General features: G+C 47.1%; 25 protein-coding genes (1 of these 25 running past the window's edge). 2 read left to right on the forward strand and 23 right to left on the reverse strand.

The genetic code is table 11. The annotated features are described in order from the left end of the window. On the reverse strand, positions 1-474 hold the 5' portion of the coding sequence (locus MKY48_RS30090) for a stage II sporulation protein M (RefSeq protein ID WP_339268294.1). Its footprint begins 135 nt before the window's first position; only the first 474 of its 609 coding nucleotides appear in the window; its start codon is at positions 472-474; its stop codon lies off the left edge, out of view. Positions 475-569: 95 nt separating this feature from the next. On the opposite strand from MKY48_RS30090, the gene pdaB reads away from it, so the two are divergent. Further along, a complete protein-coding gene (gene pdaB, locus MKY48_RS30095; protein WP_076326205.1) occupies positions 570-1,373 on the forward strand; it encodes a polysaccharide deacetylase family sporulation protein PdaB in 804 nt (267 codons plus the stop codon). A 44-nt stretch (positions 1,374-1,417) separates the two neighbouring features. Here pdaB and MKY48_RS30100 read toward each other — a convergent pair whose 3' ends face one another. Next, complete coding sequence (locus MKY48_RS30100) at positions 1,418-2,011, reverse strand: KinB-signaling pathway activation protein (RefSeq protein WP_076326206.1); 594 nt, start codon at positions 2,009-2,011, stop codon at positions 1,418-1,420. 245 nt (positions 2,012-2,256) lie between these two features. On the opposite strand from MKY48_RS30100, the gene gerD reads away from it, so the two are divergent. After that, entirely contained in the window at positions 2,257-2,961 is a 705-nt protein-coding gene (gerD, locus tag MKY48_RS30105) for a spore germination lipoprotein GerD (RefSeq protein ID WP_339268295.1), read from the forward strand. Positions 2,962-3,027: 66 nt separating this feature from the next. On the opposite strand, the gene MKY48_RS30110 is transcribed toward gerD, so the two are convergent. The 21 genes from MKY48_RS30110 to rpmD all read right to left on the reverse strand — a co-directional run bounded on the left by MKY48_RS30110 (position 3,028) and on the right by rpmD (position 18,511). Then, positions 3,028-4,122: an Mrp/NBP35 family ATP-binding protein gene (locus MKY48_RS30110; protein WP_339268297.1), complete on the reverse strand. Its 1,095-nt coding sequence runs from the start codon at positions 4,120-4,122 to the stop codon at positions 3,028-3,030. Between the two features lie 64 nt (positions 4,123-4,186). Continuing rightward, complete coding sequence (gene cwlD / locus MKY48_RS30115) at positions 4,187-4,960, reverse strand: N-acetylmuramoyl-L-alanine amidase CwlD (RefSeq protein WP_339268299.1); 774 nt, start codon at positions 4,958-4,960, stop codon at positions 4,187-4,189. 70 nt (positions 4,961-5,030) lie between these two features. Beyond that, positions 5,031-6,200, reverse strand: a complete 1,170-nt coding sequence (sat, locus tag MKY48_RS30120) for a sulfate adenylyltransferase (RefSeq protein ID WP_339268301.1) — start codon at positions 6,198-6,200, stop codon at positions 5,031-5,033. A 57-nt stretch (positions 6,201-6,257) separates the two neighbouring features. Further along, a complete protein-coding gene (locus tag MKY48_RS30125) occupies positions 6,258-6,950 on the reverse strand; it encodes a phosphoadenylyl-sulfate reductase (RefSeq protein WP_339268303.1) in 693 nt (230 codons plus the stop codon). Between the two features lie 190 nt (positions 6,951-7,140). Then, positions 7,141-8,790, reverse strand: coding sequence for an MDR family MFS transporter (locus MKY48_RS30130; RefSeq protein ID WP_339268305.1), 1,650 nt, complete (start codon positions 8,788-8,790; stop codon positions 7,141-7,143). A gap of 16 nt (positions 8,791-8,806) precedes the next feature. After that, complete coding sequence (locus MKY48_RS30135) at positions 8,807-9,259, reverse strand: MarR family transcriptional regulator (RefSeq protein ID WP_076326213.1); 453 nt, start codon at positions 9,257-9,259, stop codon at positions 8,807-8,809. Between the two features lie 328 nt (positions 9,260-9,587). After that, on the reverse strand, positions 9,588-9,980 hold the full coding sequence (gene rpsI, locus MKY48_RS30140; RefSeq protein WP_006212891.1) for a 30S ribosomal protein S9: 393 nt from the start codon (positions 9,978-9,980) through the stop codon (positions 9,588-9,590). 20 nt (positions 9,981-10,000) lie between these two features. Further along, entirely contained in the window at positions 10,001-10,438 is a 438-nt protein-coding gene (gene rplM, locus MKY48_RS30145) for a 50S ribosomal protein L13 (protein WP_076326214.1), read from the reverse strand. 309 nt (positions 10,439-10,747) lie between these two features. Then, complete coding sequence (gene truA / locus MKY48_RS30150) at positions 10,748-11,530, reverse strand: tRNA pseudouridine(38-40) synthase TruA (RefSeq protein WP_339268307.1); 783 nt, start codon at positions 11,528-11,530, stop codon at positions 10,748-10,750. Between the two features lie 451 nt (positions 11,531-11,981). Then, positions 11,982-12,347: a 50S ribosomal protein L17 gene (rplQ, locus tag MKY48_RS30155; protein ID WP_071221011.1), complete on the reverse strand. Its 366-nt coding sequence runs from the start codon at positions 12,345-12,347 to the stop codon at positions 11,982-11,984. A gap of 39 nt (positions 12,348-12,386) precedes the next feature. After that, positions 12,387-13,331 (reverse strand): DNA-directed RNA polymerase subunit alpha, encoded by a 945-nt coding sequence (locus MKY48_RS30160; protein WP_071221012.1) that lies wholly within the window; start codon positions 13,329-13,331, stop codon positions 12,387-12,389. A gap of 134 nt (positions 13,332-13,465) precedes the next feature. Further along, positions 13,466-13,861: a 30S ribosomal protein S11 gene (gene rpsK, locus MKY48_RS30165; RefSeq protein ID WP_006212896.1), complete on the reverse strand. Its 396-nt coding sequence runs from the start codon at positions 13,859-13,861 to the stop codon at positions 13,466-13,468. 19 nt (positions 13,862-13,880) lie between these two features. Further along, on the reverse strand, positions 13,881-14,249 hold the full coding sequence (gene rpsM, locus MKY48_RS30170) for a 30S ribosomal protein S13 (protein ID WP_006212897.1): 369 nt from the start codon (positions 14,247-14,249) through the stop codon (positions 13,881-13,883). A gap of 20 nt (positions 14,250-14,269) precedes the next feature. Then, positions 14,270-14,383 carry a 50S ribosomal protein L36 gene (rpmJ, locus tag MKY48_RS30175; RefSeq protein WP_003333770.1) on the reverse strand — a complete coding sequence of 38 codons (114 nt, stop codon included), beginning with the start codon at positions 14,381-14,383 and terminating at the stop codon, positions 14,270-14,272. Between the two features lie 131 nt (positions 14,384-14,514). Continuing rightward, on the reverse strand, positions 14,515-14,730 hold the full coding sequence (infA, locus tag MKY48_RS30180; RefSeq protein ID WP_006212898.1) for a translation initiation factor IF-1: 216 nt from the start codon (positions 14,728-14,730) through the stop codon (positions 14,515-14,517). 2 nt (positions 14,731-14,732) lie between these two features. After that, positions 14,733-15,044, reverse strand: coding sequence for a KOW domain-containing RNA-binding protein (locus tag MKY48_RS30185; RefSeq protein ID WP_339268310.1), 312 nt, complete (start codon positions 15,042-15,044; stop codon positions 14,733-14,735). A gap of 4 nt (positions 15,045-15,048) precedes the next feature. Then, the gene (gene map / locus MKY48_RS30190) at positions 15,049-15,801 is read right to left on the reverse strand and encodes a type I methionyl aminopeptidase (protein WP_339291809.1); all 753 of its coding nucleotides are present in this window, start codon (positions 15,799-15,801) and stop codon (positions 15,049-15,051) included. A 5-nt stretch (positions 15,802-15,806) separates the two neighbouring features. Further along, a complete protein-coding gene (locus MKY48_RS30195) occupies positions 15,807-16,451 on the reverse strand; it encodes an adenylate kinase (protein ID WP_009589204.1) in 645 nt (214 codons plus the stop codon). A gap of 89 nt (positions 16,452-16,540) precedes the next feature. After that, a complete protein-coding gene (gene secY, locus MKY48_RS30200) occupies positions 16,541-17,839 on the reverse strand; it encodes a preprotein translocase subunit SecY (protein WP_076326217.1) in 1,299 nt (432 codons plus the stop codon). Further along, on the reverse strand, positions 17,839-18,279 hold the full coding sequence (gene rplO / locus MKY48_RS30205; RefSeq protein ID WP_006212903.1) for a 50S ribosomal protein L15: 441 nt from the start codon (positions 18,277-18,279) through the stop codon (positions 17,839-17,841). Before rplO ends, secY begins: the two co-directional genes overlap by 1 nt. A 46-nt stretch (positions 18,280-18,325) precedes the next feature. Continuing rightward, positions 18,326-18,511 carry a 50S ribosomal protein L30 gene (rpmD, locus tag MKY48_RS30210; RefSeq protein ID WP_076326218.1) on the reverse strand — a complete coding sequence of 62 codons (186 nt, stop codon included), beginning with the start codon at positions 18,509-18,511 and terminating at the stop codon, positions 18,326-18,328. Between the last annotated feature and the right edge of the window lie 6 nt (positions 18,512-18,517).

Here is an 18,517-nt window from a genome sequence, read left to right on the forward strand (position 1 = left end):
GCCCGTCGCCGTGACACTTCTCAATACCAGCCCGCCAAAAGCAAGACCATATCCGCAAGCAATCACTATGACCGGGATCTCGATGATCCCGTGAGGCAGCAGCCCTTTCACAATCAGATCAAACAGACTCTCTCCGCTCTCCCCCACGACTTTCACTAAGAAACCAATCACCATACCATTGATGATCAAGAAGAAGAACGGTATCACACCAAGCAGCAAACCTGAGAACATGACCAACACACTCTTAATGCTGTTGTTAAGAAAGATAAAGACAAAGAAGCTCCATTCCGGATGATCGGAGGAACCGAGCTGCTGGCTAATCTCCCCTAATCCTTGAAGCTGACCTAGAAGGAATTGCTCGAAACCCTCTGAGCTTGCTCCCGCCACGATTCCGGCTATAAATAAGACCGTTGCCAAGAGCAATGCCTTCCGGATGGATATTAAATCTCTGAGAAAAATGCTAAAACGTAACATTCGAGAACCTCCTAAATTGGTATAACTCGCAAGTACGAGCATATGTTGAAAGTAAACAAGCTATTGCACACTGAAGGGAGAGGGGCGCACGTATTATGAATTCTTTTTATGTATTCAACGGCAGAAAGATTAAGCGGTTTTTCTTTGTCCTTGCCGCGGCGATCTTTGCAATCGGCGTTATTTATGTGGAGAGTGACAACATCTCGGTCTTCTCCGAGAACAACCCGTCAGCGATTTACAGCGTGTCTACGGACAAGAAACAAATCGCGCTAACATTTGACATCAGCTGGGGCGAAAAACGCGCAGAGCCTATTTTACAGGCTTTAAAAGACAATGGAGTTCAAAAAGCAACCTTCTTCCTGTCTGCCCCATGGAGCAAAACCCATCCCGATATTGTGAATGCCATTAAAGAAAACGGGTATGAAATCGGGAGCCATGGCTTCAAGCACGATAATTACAGCACACTCACCGATGAGGAAATACGCAAGCAGATTTCTTCGGCACATACTATTTTAACCGCAATGACCGGACAAGAACCCAAATTAATACGGATGCCTAACGGGGATTTTGACAAAAGAGTGCTCGGTATAGCCCAAAGTCTTAACTACACGGTGATCCAGTGGGATACCGACTCCAGGGATTGGAAGAATATCGGCGTCGACAAAATTGTGGACCGCGTCGTCTCCAAAGCGCATCCGGGAGACATCGTGCTAATGCACGCCAGTGACTCTGTGAAACAAACCCATGAAGCACTCCCTCTCATCATCAAGGAACTTCGTAATAAAGGGTATGAGTTCGTTACGGTAACCGATCTGCTTCAACAGGGCAGCACCCAAGGCACTGAGGTTCGTGATCACGCATCATTGCAAAAGAGCATCGAGGATGCCGGCGGACTATAGAGCCCTGTAATTGAATAATGCTTAACAAAAAAAGAGCTAAGGTGTTAGCTCTTTTTTTCGTCTTGTGTAACTTTATGAAGCGTCAGAATTTGGTATGCATTACAGATCAGCAATGGTACCACCATAAAGATTGTGGCATTGCTGACTCCAATTTGCAGTACACCGATAATCTCCACAATGGAAATCGCCATCATAAAGAAGAGGGTAGGAATCCATGCATTAGCATTTGTACTCTTCACTTTGAGATAAGCAACAACAACGGCAATCACCAAAATGGAAATACCCAAAATCAAATCTTGCTGCAAGCTAGTGGATCCGCCCACAAAGGTACGGAAGAACATCAGCTCCAGCAAGGCAAGAACGGCCAACACAATCTGAATGTATTGCCAAGTCTTCCTGCGGAATATGCCTATCCCCATATAATTCAAAGTCAGGTATGCAAAAAAGCCCATCTGGGAATATACGCTCACCAGTGCCCCAGAGCCCAACAAAATCAGCGGGTATATTAATAAATCGGCCATTCCCGTGAATTCGATCGCGCCATTAAACAACTGTAGGATCAGACCTACGATTAATGCCGCCACTGCCCCAACGAGCAGCGTTTTCAAAAACAATTTAGACCACTTTCGTAAGCTCAACTAACTTCCACCCCCACAGATCATTATTTTACCAACGTTCACAATAAAAAACCATTCTGAATCCGACATATTTCTGCAAATCCATCACATACTATGCGAAGAAACGTAAGAAAAACATCTGTCGGCGTACTTTCACATAAGACAAACCCGCATGCAGAGGATGTTTTTTTTACGATTATCGAATTTGTTCGGCTTCGCTGAAAACTTATAAATTCAATGATTTTGAAAAAAGGAGGACAACGGTAATGAAATGGCCGTTATTTCGTTTATGTATTATCGTCTTCGTTGCTGCCGTGATGCTTACCGCATGTGGTACAGAACAAAGCTCGTCCCCGCAGCTCGGATATAAAGAAATCAAATCCATGGTGGTCGACATTCTGAAAACCGACGAAGGTAAAAAAGCGGTAGAGGAAGCGATTAGCAGCGGATCCGGTTCCTCCGGTGGTGGCGGCTCGATGGGGATGCGGATGATGTCCGCCCAATCAGGGGATCAAATTCGGGTGGCTGTTAAGGATACACTGGTGTCGGAGGAGTATAAAAAAGAAATTGAAAAGATTATGACCGATCCGAAATTCGCTGGTGATTTTGCCAAAGCCATCAATTCCGAGAGCAAGCAGCTGCATATGCAGCTCATCAAGGACCCGACGTATCAAAAATCGATTCAGGATATGTTAAAGTCTCCCGATGTAATGAAATCGTTTCTTGAATTGACCAATACCCCGGACTATCGCAAACAGTCCATGACCGTGATGCAGGAAGCTATGCAGAATCCGCTTTTCCGCATGGAGGTAATGGAACTGCTCAAAACGGTTGTGAAAGACGAACTTCAGCCTAAAGTGGAGAAGAAAAAACAAGGCGAGGGAAAAGGACAAGAAGAGCAAGGCGGTGGTGGTGACGGTGGCGGCGGTGGCGACGGCGGTGGCGGTAATGAAGAAGGCAGTGGCAGCTAGGCCATTTTTCACAAACAAAACAAGCTCCCTACACAGGGAGCTTCTTTCATAATATATGGACCTCGTCTAAACGGATTCCCCAAGCTTGGCTGCAATTCTTGCAGCTATCTCATCGTAGATCCCTGCGCTCTCGGTACCTGCCTTATACACAGATGGGGAGAAATCCGGCTCTGAAGGGTGGTTATCCGGCGCTCCTAATGGAAGCTGCGCGAGGAGCTCGGTATGAAGCGTCTCGGCGAGCTTCCCTCCGCCTCCACGACCAAATACATAATCCTTCTCCCCGCCATGGGAGCAGACATAATAGGACATATTCTCCACGACGCCCAAGATTTCATGATCGGTCTGCAAGGCCATGGCACCCGCTCTGGCAGCAACAAAAGCCGCCGTAGCATGCGGGGTGGTTACAATGATCTCTTTACTCTGAGGAATCATCTGATGCACGTCAAGAGCTACATCGCCTGTTCCTGGCGGGAGGTCAAGCAGCATGTAGTCCAGATCCCCCCAAGCGACATCCGTGAAGAATTGACGCAGCATTTTGCCAAGCATCGGTCCGCGCCAAATCACCGGACTATTCTCGCGGATGAAGAAGCCCATGGACATTACCTTGACACCAAAACGCTCAACCGGATGGATGACGCCCTCTTCGCTTACGGATGGCCCCTCTTCAATGCCCATCATGTCCGGTACGCTGAAGCCGTAAATATCCGCGTCAATCAAACCGACCTTCTTGCCTTGGCGTGCCAAAGCTGCAGCTAGATTCACTGTAACAGTGGATTTACCGACGCCGCCTTTGCCGCTTGCAATCGCAATGAAATGAACGCCGGACTGCTCGCTAAGAAGCGTATTCTGCTCCATGCCGGCAGCATGCCCTTTTGTCAGCTTCTCGCGATCGTTAGCTTCCTCCTGGGCTGCTCCGCTAACGGCATTGTCTAGAGGACGCATGCGGATATGGATATCCTCCGCCCCCATAGCTTCAAGAATTTCTCTGATCTGCGCTTCCAGGGAAGCGCGTACATCTTCACTACTGTACGTCACGGATAATCGGACCGTGCGTTCCTTTACAACAATATCTCGAATACGCTGGAGCTCCATCAGGCTCTTCCCGGTTTCGGGATCGCGTAAAGGCTGGAGTATCTCTTGTACCGTTTCTCTAGTCAGCATATAAGCACCTCTGCTCTATGTAATGGAATAGACAATGTTTCGATATTTCCTGTCCATTATACCATTACTCTGCAGCTTGTGACGACTCGCTGGCGGACTCTCCGGAGGTATACCGCAAAATGCCATTATATACGGAAGCTGCGACCTTTCTTTGATACTTCTCATCACGCAGCAATTCGGATTCCTCGGGATGGGACAAGAAACCGACCTCTACCAGTGCAGATGGCATGCGTAGGGCTTGAAGCAAAAATACTTTGTCATCCGTTTTGGCCAGACGCTGCGTATTCTCCAGGTTATGTCTGATTTCAGCCTGAATCAATTCGGCGAGTTTTTTACTCTCCCCGTTATTCGGAGGAAAAAAGGTCTGCGCCCCTCTCCATCGATTAGATGGAATACTGTTCAGATGCATGCTGATAAACAGATCCGCTTTACTATCCTCGATCATCCGTACACGTTGTTTGAGGTCTTCCGTTTTCCGCTTGGAATACCCCTTTGTGCTTTCTGCAGCCAGGTCGTAATCTCCTTCTCTTGTCATAATGACGAGCGCACCTGCCTGCTGCAAATAATCACGCAAATACAAGGTGATGGCCAGGTTTACATCCTTCTCTATAACACCTTGTCGGCTTACCGCCCCGCCATCTGGCCCGCCATGTCCTGCATCAAGGGCAATGACTTTACCGGCAAGCGGTAAACTCCAGGTATTCGACGTTTTGGCAGAGGGGATTTCGTATGTCACAACGATAATGAGCAGTGCCAGAAGCACAGCTCCAATCAGGGTCTGCTTAATTCTCTTCAACGATATCCACAACGTAACCTTATCCGTTCTCCGCCTGGACATAACAAAACCACCTCGTCCCATGAGTTGTTCTACTCCATCATATGGGACAAGGTGGCTAATTATGCCTTGGTTATACCGTAATCTGCTCTTTCATCCCTTCGATCAGTACTTGCGCGACTTCCGGGCGCGTAAATTCCGGCGGCGGACACTGCCCTTCGCGAAGCAAGCCACGGACCTTCGTACCGGATAAAGTCAAATGATCTTCCTTAGGATGCGGGCATGTTTTGCTTGAGGCCATGTTTCCACAAGTGGTGCAGAAGAAGCTGTGCTCGAAGAACAGCGGGGTAATACCCAACTCTTCTGCAGTGAAATTTTTAAAAATTTCCTGTGCCTCATAGGTGCCGTAGTAGTCACCGACTCCTGCGTGATCCCGCCCCACGATAAAATGGGTGCATCCATAGTTTTTACGAACCATGGCATGGAATATGGCTTCCCTAGGACCCGCGTAACGCATGGCAGCCGGAAATACGCCCAGGAAGGTGCGATCGGCGGGATAGTAGTTCTCCAACAAGATCAGATAGCTCTTCATTCGCACATTGGCAGGAACGTCATCCGATTTGGTCTCTCCTACAAGCGGATTGAGGAACAGTGCATCTACGATTTCCATTGCACTCTTCTGAATATATTCATGTGCACGGTGAACCGGATTACGTGTCTGAAAGCCTACAACCGTATTCCAGCCCTTGGCTTTGAACTGTTCGCGAGTCTCTGCCGGATCAAAATAAAACTCGCCAAACCGTTCCGGTTGTGGACGATTCAGTACTTGGATCGGTCCGCCTACATAGGTCGAAGGACGTTCAAAGAGCTTCTTCACGCCTGGATGCTCCGGATCATCCGTCTTAAATACTTGAACAGCCTCGACTTGCTGATCCACCTGGTAGACGCTCTCTACATCGATAACGCCATAGACGACACCATCTTCTTCGCCTACAAGTGCCGCCTTCTCGCCGACGACAAGTTTAGCCGCTGTAAACTCATCAACAGCCAGTGTAACCGGTATGCTCCAGACCGTACCGTCCGATAAACGCATAGAGGAAACCACAGACTTGTAATCCTGCTCGTTCAAAAATCCTTGCAATGGCGAAAATGCCCCGACCCCGATCAAATCCAGGTCCGAGATGCTCCAAGCGTTTACAGGGATCTTATGAAGAGTGTCGACCTGTTTCAATAAATCTTCACGCTCTGCTCCTTGGGCTACCCGCTGTACCAGCGTGCCGCCATGAGGGAGTATGGCTGTCATGAATAATTCCTCCTTCTTATGCTGTAACTGTACGATCTTAAGTCAATCATGATTGGTTTATTTATGAAGTCCGCATTCCGTCTTCTCATGGCCTGACCAGCGTCCAGCACGTGGATCTTCTCCTGGCATCACCTGTCGTGTGCAATATTCGCAGCCAATACTCGGATAATTCTGATCATGCAGCGGGTTGTAGATGATATCGTTAGCTCGGATGTAGTTCCACACATCCTCGCTAGTCCAGCCTGCGATCGGATTGAACTTCACCAACCCGAACTTGGTATCGTACTCAATCTTCTTCGAATTAGCTCGGGTAGGCGCTTGATCTCTTCGTATCCCTGTAATCCAAGCCTCATATTGAGACAGAATCCGAGTCAATGGTTCTACCTTTCGGATGTTGCAGCACTCAGTGGGGTTGACGCTCCATAATGCTTCACCATGCTGAGCCGCTTGCTCTTCCGGCGTAATGAGCGGAGAGACCCGCACGAATTCCAGGCCGTAACGTTCGGCCATACGATCCCGCGTTTCGTATGTTTCTGTGAAATGAAAATCGGTATCCAGGTAAAAAATATCCGTCGACGGGCTAATCTTTTGAATCATATCCACCAATACCACATCTTCTGCTCCAAAGCTGCAAGCAAACGTTATATTGGGAAATGTCTTGATCGCAAATGCGATGACTTCCTCAGCTGATGCATGCTCAAGCTCTTCTGCTTGCACTCGGATCAATTCCTCTTTCTCCAGCAAATTCATGATTGGATGCCTCCCCCGATATTAATCCCGATAATCCTACTGAAATAATATGAATTAAATACAGTATAAAACATTCCTAATAAATGTCAACCATCAAATCGATACCATGAAAAACGAAAAAACCCTTCCTGCATAAGCAGAAAGGGTCTTCTGTCTCTTCGATTTCCAAACATTTTGACAAATACCAATCTTAGTCTGTTGTTGCCACCGATACCTCTTTAACTTTAGTAGCAGCTCCGGCACTTTTCCCTTCCGAATCCTCGGGTTTGGGAGCAGGTGTCTGATTCGACGTCCGCAGCGGAATCTCCTTCAAGAAGAATACGAGCAGCAATGCAACGACGAGCACTAACGTGCCTGTGAGAAACACCATCGATAATGTATTTCCAAGTGCATCGCGGATACTGTCGATCATTTGCACGAATAAAGGCTGTACATCAGCAGGAAGACTTGCCTGCGTCTGCTCGATCAGCGGTTTATTCATCAGTGTCTGTGGATTAGCGAAGGAGAGCATCTTCTGGGCTAGCTGCGGATCCACAGCGCTAAAATCCGGTGCATTAGCCGACTGAAGAGATTCCTTCAGGTTCTTCGTCAGGTTATTCGACATAACCGTACCCATAACCGCGATCCCGATTGTACCGCCAAGATTACGGAACAATTGGGATGAAGCCGTTGCTACACCAAGCTCATTGTGGGGTACCGCATTCTGCGTAGCCAGCGAAAATACAGGCATACCTAAACCAAGACCAATACCGAAAATAATGGTACTAACCACAGTGAGCCAGATGTTGTCCATGAACACCATAATTCCCATGCCGACCATCATAATTGGAACTCCAAGAAGTGCGTAACGTTTATACTTACCACTCTTAGCAATAAGCTGACCTGCTACGGCACTCGTACCCATCATGAAAATCGACATAGGTATAGTTACATATCCCGCATAGGTTGGTGAAATGCCAAGTACACCTTGAACGTAGAAGGAAATATAAATCATGGCGCCCATCAGACCGAAGTTCATAAAAAATCCAATCAGATTGGAAACTGTAACGACACTATTTTTGAACAAACTAAGCGGCAGTACCGGTTCCTTCGCTTTCATCTCAACAAGGATAAAGATGAGGGCTGATACGACCGAAGCCGCTATGAGGCCGATAATTTGCGGTGATCCCCAAGGATATTCCGTACCTGCCCAAGAGAAGGCGAGCAGTAAAGGAACGATAGACGTTGTAAGGAACAGGGAACCCAGATAGTCAATGGACTGACCAGGTTTGCGCTCGACCTTGGGAAATAACGTCCAGATCATGATAAAGGCTACTACACCCAGCGGCAGGAAGATCCAGAATAACCAACGCCATTCGATATTATCGACCAGGTAGCCGCCCAGCGTAGGACCAAGGACACTGGAGAAACCGAATACCGCTGTCATCAGCCCCATCCACTTGCCACGTTCCCGCGGTGGGAACAAGTCACCGACCGACATAAATGCGGTTGACTGAATAATACCGGCACCAATACCTTGAATACCACGATAAATAATGAATTGGTACACGTCTGTTGATGTACCCGTTAGGAAAGCCCCTAACATGAAAAATAATATACCTATCAAAATAAACGGCTTACGTCCGAACATGTCGGACAGCTTACCTACCAGTATGGTTGCGATCGTTGATGTTAACAAATAAATATTGATGGTCCATGTGTAATAATCCATGCCATCCAGAATGGCGATAATCCGCGGCATTGCGGTGCTCGTTATCGTCTGGTTAATGGCTGCGAAGAACATCGCAGCCATGATTGCTATCATAATTGAAACTTTACGTTTAAGCGTTAAATGCTCCATGCTATATGCTCCACCTCTACCCTTTGTTGTGATTGTCTTTATCTAGGTTTGACAGCATCAAGGAGAAGATTCTTCTCAAATGCCGAATGTCTTCCTCAGCGAGGATATTAAAAAAACCCTGAATCATTTCCTTCTGATCCTTCTTCACTTTCCTAATTACATCCAGACCCGGTTCCAAGAGTGTAATGTTGACAACTCTCCGGTCATCCTCAGCACGCTCTTTCTGTAAGTATCCTTCCGCAACCAATTTGTCTGTTAGACCAGTTATAGCCGGCGGTGTCAAAGACAAAGCTTCGGCAAGCTCCGATACCTTCAGAGGCCCCCTCAGCTTTAATACATACAGCACCTGAAATTGAGGAAAGCTTAAATTGTATTTCCCGGCACTCGACTTGTTCCACTCTTGAGAAATGTTCTTCAGCAGTGCCCGGAACATCGACGACACCTTGAAAATCTCTTCATTGCGATCCAACCATATCCCCCCTTCTCTGCTTCTGTGCTCCGAAAATTACTTATTTAATTAATGTTTAAATATTAATTATTTAAGTTGTTAATTAATTCGCAATTAATAATATATCTCTATTTACATATGAAGTCAAGTGGTTAACGATGTAAGTTCATCCATATGTTCATCCTTCTATCCGCAGGTTGTGCACATGGTGTGCACAACCTGTTCAATTGTGGCGACCGAATTCCACATGTGTTGTCAATGATGTGCATATCTTTGTGGACAAACTACGTTCGGATAGCATAAAAAAGCCCTTGACCATAATGGCCAAGGGCTTGGTAAATCGTAAATATTAACGTTTGGAGAACTGAGGAGCGCGACGAGCCGCTTTAAGACCGTATTTTTTACGTTCTTTCATACGTGGGTCACGAGTCAGGAATCCAGCTCTTTTCAGAGAAGGACGGAATTCTGGATCTGCTTTCAGAAGAGCACGGGAGATACCGTGACGGATTGCTCCAGCTTGACCGGAGATACCGCCACCGTGAGCGATGACAAGCACGTCATATTTGCCCAGTGTTTCTGTCAGATTCAAAGGTTGTTTAACGATCAGTTTGAGTGTTTCCAAACCGAAATATTCATTAATATCACGTTTATTGATGACAATGCGTCCTTCACCCGGTACGAGGCGTACACGTGCTACCGAGTGTTTACGACGACCTGTCCCATAGTATTGTACTTGTGCCATGAAACTGTCCTCCTTTTTAATTAACCGCGAAGTTCGTAAACTTCTGGTTTTTGTGCTTCATGTGGATGTGCTGTGCCTGCATATGCTTTCAGTCTCAGCTTCATTTTCTCGCCCATGCGAGTTTTAGGAAGCATGCCGTGAACCGCGCTTTCGATTACACGCTCTGGGAATTTCGCAATCAGGTCTTGAGCTGTAGTTACTTTCAATCCACCTGGATGCATGGAGTGACGATAGTATTTTTTGTTCTCCATCTTTTTGCCAGTGAGGTGGATTTTCTCGGAGTTGATAACAACCACGAAATCCCCTGTGTCAACATGTGGAGTGAATTGAGGCTTATGTTTGCCGCGGATCAGAGCCGCAACTTCACTTGCCAAACGGCCAAGCGTCTTGCCTTCGGCATCAACGATGTACCATTTGCGCTCAACTTCATTTGGCTTCGCCATATAGGTGGTACGCATGTATAGTTCCTCCTTGTATTCGTCCGAAAATCATCATTAATTTTCATTATTTATCTTCGTTCATGTTTAAAGCATTGTCATGTTATTGCAGTCTTGCATTCGGCATTTTCTTAACCGGGGCTGTGGGAGAGCCGTTAAGAAAACACAACTTATATAATACAGGATTACGCCCACATCCGCAAGTGTTTTTTGGTTTTCCACCTTACACCATGCGTGTTATTCAAACAAGCCGCCTATCACAGCCATAAGGAATTTCTTCTTTTTGTTGTGATAGCCCTTTCCGTGGTCTGATATCAACGGTCATTGAGATTAATCGTTTCCGGTGATATCATACTCCACTTCCCATAACATCAGGCCCTTGCCCATGGCTGTTGGACCGGCTGCTGCCCGGTTTTTGGCTTCCAGTATGACCAACATGTCATCCGGATGGCGCTTGCCTTCCCCTACCTCAATCAACGTCCCCATAATGATCCGAACCATATGCTGCAGAAACCCGTTCCCTGATACGTACGTATGAATGACTCCTTGATCTCTCGTACCCGGACGGCACATGGACGTGTCCTTCTCGATCCAAGCATCAAAAATAGTACGAACGTGGGACGGCTTCGTCGACTTCCGTGACGCAAACGTTGTATAGTCATGCGTTCCGATCAGATGAGAAAGTCCCTGCTCCATCGCTGCGATATCCAGTTTCCCATGATGGTGGATCTGGTACCGCCGGTTGAATAGATCCGGATATTGGTTTGCATTGATGGTAAAACGATAGGTTTTGCGTTTCGCTGCGTGGCGGGAATGGAATTCCATGGGTACCTCCATCGCATCCGAAACCACGATATCTTCCGGCAGCCAGGTGTTTAATGCCATACACCAACGCTCGACGGGAATTGGAGAAGCAGTGTAGAAATTGAATACTTGGGCACGAGCATGCACCCCAGCATCTGTCCGGCCAGAAGCCGTAATCTTGAGCTGTTCACCAGACAAACGGCGGATCGCTTCCTCCAAATAATCCTGAATCGTGTGGCCACCGGGCTGGGTCTGAAAGCCGTTATAATCGGTACCGTCGTAACTGACCTTCATCAGAAGATTACGCATTGCTGACCTCCTGAGTGCTTTCATCGAAAAACACTGCGCCAACGAAAGCCTGTACACATTATAAGAAAAACTTCTATCGACGTACTTTCACAGATGACAGACCGCATTTAGCGGAAGTTTTTCTTGCGATAACAGGAAGTCACAAGCTTCGAAGTTTATACTTTCTGATATCTTAAGAAAACCTCTATCGGGGATTTTACTGATAACTTATAATTCTATATCCATCAAAAAAGAGCCCCATAGGAGCTCCTTTTCATCATGTTAAGCCGAACCCTTCGAGTCAGCCACATGACTAGAAGGTCCCCGTTATTATTGCCCATGGAGTAGTCGAGACGAGTCGAACCAGATGATCGACTATATCTCGCACCACTTCCCGTTCATGGCTCTAAGAATAAACATCTACAGAGCCGGGCATACATAACTACAGTCACTTCAATGGAACAAAGCTAATTTACGCGCGATCTACCAGTTCCAAGTAAACCATTGGAGCTGCGTCACCACGACGAGGACCCAATTTCAGGATACGAGTGTATCCGCCTGGACGCTCGGAGTAACGAGGAGCGATTTCGGAGAACAATTTTTGGATTGCATCTTGTTCACCGTCTACTGTTTCACGACGCACGAATGCAGCTACTTGACGACGAGCGTGAAGATCACCTTTTTTTGCTTTTGTGATCAACTTCTCAGCGATCGAACGAACTTCTTTCGCCTTGGCTTCAGTCGTTTGAATGCGCTCATATAAGAAAAGGTCGGTTACCAGGTCACGGAACAACGCTTTACGCGCACTGGAATCGCGGCCCAACTTTTGGTATGCCATGTGTTTTTCCCTCCTTTGCTAAGCTAAGCCGAATCTATGCTATTCTTCCGTACGAAGTCCCAGGCCCAACTCTTCAAGCTTCTCTTGAACTTCCTCCAAGGATTTGCGTCCGAGGTTCCGAACTTTCATCATATCCTCTTCGGTTTTCGTGGTCAGCTCCTGTACCGTATTAATGCCGGCACGTTTCAAGCAGTTGTAGGAACGAACGGAAAGATCCAGCTCTTCGATCGTCATTTCAAGTACTTTTTCTTTCTTGTCTTCTTCTTTCTCAACCATGATCTCTGCATCCTTCGCTTCGTCGGTCAGACCTACGAAGAGGAACAGATGCTCAGTCAAGATTTTCGCGCCGAGACTAACAGCTTCTTCCGGGCGGATGCTGCCATCCGTCCAAATTTCAAGCGTCAGTTTATCGTAGTTGGTTACTTGACCAACACGCGTATTTTCCACGCCGTAGTTAACACGGCTAATCGGAGTATAGATCGAATCGACGGGAATGACGCCGATAGGCTGGTCATCGCGTTTGTTCCGATCCGCCTGGACATAGCCACGACCGCGACTGGCAAAAATACGCATATGAAGTCTTGCACCAGGGCCGAGCGTTGCAATATGAAGATCTGGATTCAGAATCTCCACATCACTATCCGCACGGATGTCACCAGCAGTAACAACCCCTTCACCCTCCGCATCAATCTCGAACACTTTCTCTTCATCGGAATGAATTTTCAGAGACAAAGCTTTCAGGTTCAGGATGACCTCGGTCACGTCTTCCATGACACCCGGAATCGTGGAAAATTCATGCAGTACGCCATCGATTTGAATCGATGTGACTGCTGCGCCCGGTAGTGAGGATAACAAGATGCGGCGAAGCGAGTTCCCCAGCGTCGTGCCATACCCTCTCTCCAGAGGCTCAACTACGAATTTCCCATAGGTTCCATCTTCATTGACATCAACGGTCTCAATTTTCGGCTTTTCGATTTCAATCACGCAAGTACCCCTCCTTCAAACGTCGCTCCTATATGAAACTGTCATCTTATCCAGTAATCCATGTAGTAGTATGCCTAAACAACCATTATTAGCAGATTGCAACGGATTTATACCACATTAACAGGATGACTTCATTATACGCGACGACGTTTTGGTGGGCGGCATCCGTTATGTGGAATTGGTGTAACGTCTTTGATCAGGTTTACTTCGAGACCTGCTGCTTGCAGAGAACGAATTGCTGCTTCACGACCAGCACCAGGACCTTTAACCATTACTTCCACCGCTTTCATACCGTGTTCCATAGCCGCTTTGGCAGCTGATTCAGCAGCCATTTGCGCAGCGAACGGGGTCGACTTACGGGAACCTTTAAATCCAAGGCCGCCGGAGCTTGCCCAAGAAATCGCGTTTCCGTGAGGATCCGTAATCGTTACGATTGTATTGTTGAATGTGGAGCGGATATGAGCCACGCCACTTTCAATATTTTTGCGGTCACGACGTTTAGTACGTACGACTTTTTTTGGTTTAGCCATTGTCTATTATCCCCCTTTCTTATTTCTTCTTGTTCGCTACGGTACGACGAGGACCTTTACGTGTACGAGCATTCGTTTTAGTACGTTGACCACGAACAGGCAATCCACGACGGTGACGAATACCGCGGTAGCAGCCGATCTCCGTGAGACGTTTAATATTTAAGGAAATTTCACGACGCAGGTCACCTTCTACCTTAACCATACCGTCGATCGTTTCGCGCAATTTACTGACTTCATCTTCTGTCAAATCACGGACACGAGTGTCTGCATTGATTCCAGTTTCTTTCAATACTTTCTGGGAAGTCGTTTTACCGATTCCGAAAATGTAAGTCAAGGCGATCTCAACGCGTTTGTCACGTGGTAAATCCACACCAGCTATACGAGCCATTTTACGCTACACCCCCTTCTTTAACCTTGTTTTTGTTTGTGTTTCGGATTTTCACAGATAACCATTACGTTCCCTTTGCGGCGAATGACTTTGCATTTTTCGCAAATAGGCTTTACAGAAGGTCTTACCTTCATGCTAATTACCTCCTCCAAGTTTTACGTTGTAAAACCAGCTTCGAAACTAAAGTAGTTTGTTACCGCTGCTGAGTTTTACGTCAGTAAAACCGCTTCGCAGCTTTCCTTGATTCCCCAGGGGAACCTTAAATCTATTTACGGTACGTGATACGACCTTTGGTCAAATCATACGGCGAGAGTTGTACAACCACTTTGTCTCCTGTAAGGATACGGATAAAGTGCATCCGCAACTTTCCGGAAACATGAGCGAGAATCTGATGACCATTCTCCAGCTCGACTTTAAAGGTAGCATTCGGCAACGGCTCAATGACCGTTCCTTCGACTTCAATGACATCTTCTTTAGCCACAGTTAGTCTCCTTTCTGATCTGCTTTGGATTTATCGGATACAAACCGGTCCAGTGCGAAACGCAGTTTACCGTTTGTAACCCGACCGCTTTCTTGCAAACTGTTTACCACTTCACTGCTAATGTAGGATTGAGGTTCAAGATGAAGAACGTTCTTCTTCTTGGCCCCGTCAAACTTGCGTTTGTCCCCATCCGCGATCCACACGAACCTGCTGTCCTCAATCGAAACGATAACGGCATACTGTCCGGCATCTCTGCCTTTCAGTATCTTAACAATCTGACCGGGTTGAAGCGTGAGTTCATTATTCAATTTCATCACCCTATTCCGGCAGCTTCGTCAAAATTTCCATGCCATCCGGCGTGACTGCTACTGTATGCTCGAAGTGAGCACATAGTGAGCCGTCTACCGTTACAACCGTCCAGTTGTCTTCCAGCGTCTTGACATTTCGCTTACCCGCGTTGACCATCGGCTCGATCGCGAGCACCATGCCCGGTTTGAGTCTTGGTCCACGGTCAGGGATGCCATAGTTCGGAATTTGCGGATCCTCATGCAGTTCGGTACCCACACCATGACCAACGTACTCCCGGACGACAGAGAAACCTGCATCCTCGATATGACGCTGTATGGCATGAGAGATTGTAAACAAGCGGACATCGGGTTTGATTAGCGCAAGTCCAGCATAGAGCGATCCTTCCGTTACGTCCAGCAGACGCTGGGCCTCTTCGGAAATCTCTCCTACCGCGTAGGTCCATGCCGAGTCACCATGGTAACCCTGGTACTGTGCACCGATATCAAACGTAACGATATCACCCTCGATTAATTTGCGTTTGCCTGGAAATCCATGCACCAATTCTTCGTTGACTGATGCGCAAATGCTGGAAGGAAATCCGTTGTAGCCTTTAAAAGATGGCACAGCGCCTTGGCTTCGAATGAACTTGTCGGCCATATGGTCAAGTTCCCCGGTCGTAATGCCCGGTTCTACATGAGCGGCAAGGAGTTTGTGGCATTCTGCCACGATCCTTCCTGCTTCTCTCATCAAGCTCAGTTCCGTTTCGGATTTACAAATGATCATTATACTTAACCTCTCAGTATAGACGCAATTTGTGATGAAACCGCGTCGATTTCCTGATCACCATCGATTTGACGCAAAAGACCTTTGTTCTCATAAAACGTGAGGAGTGGTGCTGTTTTGTTGATATATTCGTCTAAACGAATGCCGACGCTCTCTTCGTTATCATCGGAGCGCTGGTACAATTCGCCGCCGCATTTATCACAAATGCCTTCCTGTTTAGGAGGATTAAAGATCACATGATAAGTCGAACCACAGTTTTTGCAAATCCGGCGGCCAGTAAGGCGAGCCAGAAGCTTTTCCCGATCAACTTTCAGGTTGATGACGTGATCGAGACCAGTATTCAAGCGGGCGAGAATGTCATCCAGCGCTTCCGCTTGCGAAAGGGTTCTTGGAAAACCGTCCAATAAAAAACCTTTTTCGCAATCGGACTGCTGCAGACGCTCTTCCACAATACCAATCGTTACGTCATCCGGTACCAGCAGACCTTGATCCATGAATTCCTTCGCTTTAATCCCGATGGGAGTTCCTTGTTTGATCGCGAGACGAAATGCATCGCCCGTTGAAATATGAGGAATACCGAATTCATTCACGATGTTTTCTGCTTGCGTCCCTTTTCCTGCCCCAGGAGGACCCATGAATAAGATGTTCACCTTACGTCACTCCCTCCCCTTGATTGACTAGCAAGAACAACACAATAGGCGCCGGGAAGCGATACAGACCACTCGCCGGAACCTATCGCCTATTTATTGATAAAACCTTTGTAGTGACGTTTGATCAGTTGGCTTTCGATCTGCTTCATCGTATCCAGTGCAACACCGACGACGATCAAGAGTGAAGTACCACCGATCTGAACCGTACGAGGAAGACCTGCAAGTGATCCAAAGAACACCGGAAGTACGGAGATCACGGCCAGGAACAACGCTCCTGTCATGGTCAGACGGGTCATAACCCGAGTCAGATACTTCTCGGTAGCTTTACCAGGACGAATGCCCGGAACATAGCCGCCGTTCTTCTTCATATTATCAGCCATTTGGTTCGGATTCATCTGCACGAAGGTGTAGAAGAACGTGAAACCAATGATCATGAGTACATACAGTACCATTCCAAGCGGGCTGTCATAAGCCAGGTTCGCCGTAATCCACTTCGCCCAATTCATGTGTGCCCAGAAGCTGGCTAGGATAACCGGGAATTGCAGCAATGACATCGCAAAGATTACCGGGATAACGCCTGCACCGTTAATCTTGAGTGGAATGTGTGTGTTCTGTCCGCCGTACATTTTGTTTCCTACAACACGCTTCGCGTATTGAACCGGAATTTTACGGATACCTTGCTGAATGAATACAACACCGGTAATGATCAAAATCAAAATCAGAAGGATGATAACACCCTTCAGAATGTTCATAAACACTTGACCATCCTGAATGAAATTCGATTCAATCGTTGTCCGAATGTGCATTGGAATACCAGCAGCGATACCACCAAAGATTATGATCGAAATACCGTTACCGATTCCGCGTTCCGTAATCTGTTCGCCGAGCCACATCAAGAATGATGTACCTGCGGTGAGCACAATTGCGATCACGACAAAGTCGATAGTTGTTGCTCCAGGCACCATATCCATGCCATACAGGCGGTTAAACCCGACAGACATACCGAACGCCTGAATCAATCCCAATATTACCGTACCATAACGAGTAATCTGAGCCAACTGCTTCTTCCCGTGTTCCCCTTGTTTGTTCCATTCCGCAAACTTTGGAATGACGTCCATCGACAACAACTGCACGATAATGGACGAAGTAATATATGGAAATATCGAAAGGGCGAAGATCGAAAACTGCGATAGTGCGCCCCCCGAGAACGTGTTAAGAAGACCGAACAACTCATTGCCTGCCTGATTCGTCTGGGTAAAAACATCTTTGTTAACGCCGGGAACTGGAACAAATGATCCAATACGGAAGATGATCAGAACGAATAAGGTGAACAAAATACGCTTGCGAAGGTCATCCACACGCCATATATTTTTCAGGGTCTTAAACATTAGATCACCTCGGTTTTACCGCCGGCAGCCTCGATCTTCTCTACCGCAGATTGAGAAAACTTATTAGCTTTTACAGTCAAAGAAACGGTAACTTCACCGTTGCCAAGAATTTTGATTCCGCTCTTTGTATTGTTAACAATACCGCTCTCAACCAAAACTTCTGGAGTCACTTCAGTACCTGCTGCAAAGCTGTTAAGTTCTTCGATGTTCACAATCGCGTACTCTTTCCGAGTTGGGTTTACGAAACCGCGCTTCGGAAGACGACGGTACAATGGGTTCTGTCCACCTTCGAAGCCTGGACGTACACCACCGCCGGAACGAGAGTTTTGTCCTTTGTGACCGCGACCCGATGTTTTACCCGTACCACTACTAGTACCGCGTCCAACGCGCTTGCGCTCTTTGCGGGATCCAGGTGCTGGGCTCAGCTCATGTAACTTCATCGTTCGTTGCACCTCCTTAATATGTCCGGGAATACGTTGCCCGGGATTAACCTTCGATTTCTTTAACAGAAACCAGGTGATTTACTTTCTTGATCATTCCGCGAATTGCAGCATTGTCGCTTTGAACCACGGAATGGTTGAGTTTACGAAGTCCGAGTGTTTTCACGGTTGCACGCTGATCCTCTGGACGACCAATCACGCTGCGTACGAGGGTGATTTCAAGTTTAGCCATGAGATT

Origin of the sequence: Paenibacillus sp. FSL W8-0187, assembly GCF_037969755.1 — a bacterium.
GTDB lineage: Bacteria > Bacillota > Bacilli > Paenibacillales > Paenibacillaceae > Paenibacillus_AQ.

Coding starts and splice junctions, on each gene's coding strand:
- pdaB (WP_076326205.1), top strand. CDS start 570: ATGAATTCTTTTTATGTATTCAACGGCAGAAAGATTAAGCGGTTTTTC.
- gerD (WP_339268295.1), top strand. CDS start 2,257: ATGAAATGGCCGTTATTTCGTTTATGTATTATCGTCTTCGTTGCTGCC.
- MKY48_RS30110 (WP_339268297.1), bottom strand. CDS start 4,122: ATGCTGACTAGAGAAACGGTACAAGAGATACTCCAGCCTTTACGCGAT.
- cwlD (WP_339268299.1), bottom strand. CDS start 4,960: ATGTCCAGGCGGAGAACGGATAAGGTTACGTTGTGGATATCGTTGAAG.
- sat (WP_339268301.1), bottom strand. CDS start 6,200: ATGACAGCCATACTCCCTCATGGCGGCACGCTGGTACAGCGGGTAGCC.
- MKY48_RS30125 (WP_339268303.1), bottom strand. CDS start 6,950: ATGAATTTGCTGGAGAAAGAGGAATTGATCCGAGTGCAAGCAGAAGAG.
- MKY48_RS30130 (WP_339268305.1), bottom strand. CDS start 8,790: ATGGAGCATTTAACGCTTAAACGTAAAGTTTCAATTATGATAGCAATC.
- rpsI (WP_006212891.1), bottom strand. CDS start 9,980: ATGGCACAAGTACAATACTATGGGACAGGTCGTCGTAAACACTCGGTA.
- rplM (WP_076326214.1), bottom strand. CDS start 10,438: ATGCGTACCACCTATATGGCGAAGCCAAATGAAGTTGAGCGCAAATGG.
- truA (WP_339268307.1), bottom strand. CDS start 11,530: ATGCGTAATCTTCTGATGAAGGTCAGTTACGACGGTACCGATTATAAC.
- rplQ (WP_071221011.1), bottom strand. CDS start 12,347: ATGGCATACCAAAAGTTGGGCCGCGATTCCAGTGCGCGTAAAGCGTTG.
- rpsK (WP_006212896.1), bottom strand. CDS start 13,861: ATGGCTAAACCAAAAAAAGTCGTACGTACTAAACGTCGTGACCGCAAA.
- rpsM (WP_006212897.1), bottom strand. CDS start 14,249: ATGGCTCGTATAGCTGGTGTGGATTTACCACGTGACAAACGCGTTGAG.
- rpmJ (WP_003333770.1), bottom strand. CDS start 14,383: ATGAAGGTAAGACCTTCTGTAAAGCCTATTTGCGAAAAATGCAAAGTC.
- MKY48_RS30185 (WP_339268310.1), bottom strand. CDS start 15,044: ATGAAATTGAATAATGAACTCACGCTTCAACCCGGTCAGATTGTTAAG.
- map (WP_339291809.1), bottom strand. CDS start 15,801: ATGATCATTTGTAAATCCGAAACGGAACTGAGCTTGATGAGAGAAGCA.
- secY (WP_076326217.1), bottom strand. CDS start 17,839: ATGTTTAAGACCCTGAAAAATATATGGCGTGTGGATGACCTTCGCAAG.
- rplO (WP_006212903.1), bottom strand. CDS start 18,279: ATGAAGTTACATGAGCTGAGCCCAGCACCTGGATCCCGCAAAGAGCGC.
- rpmD (WP_076326218.1), bottom strand. CDS start 18,511: ATGGCTAAACTTGAAATCACCCTCGTACGCAGCGTGATTGGTCGTCCA.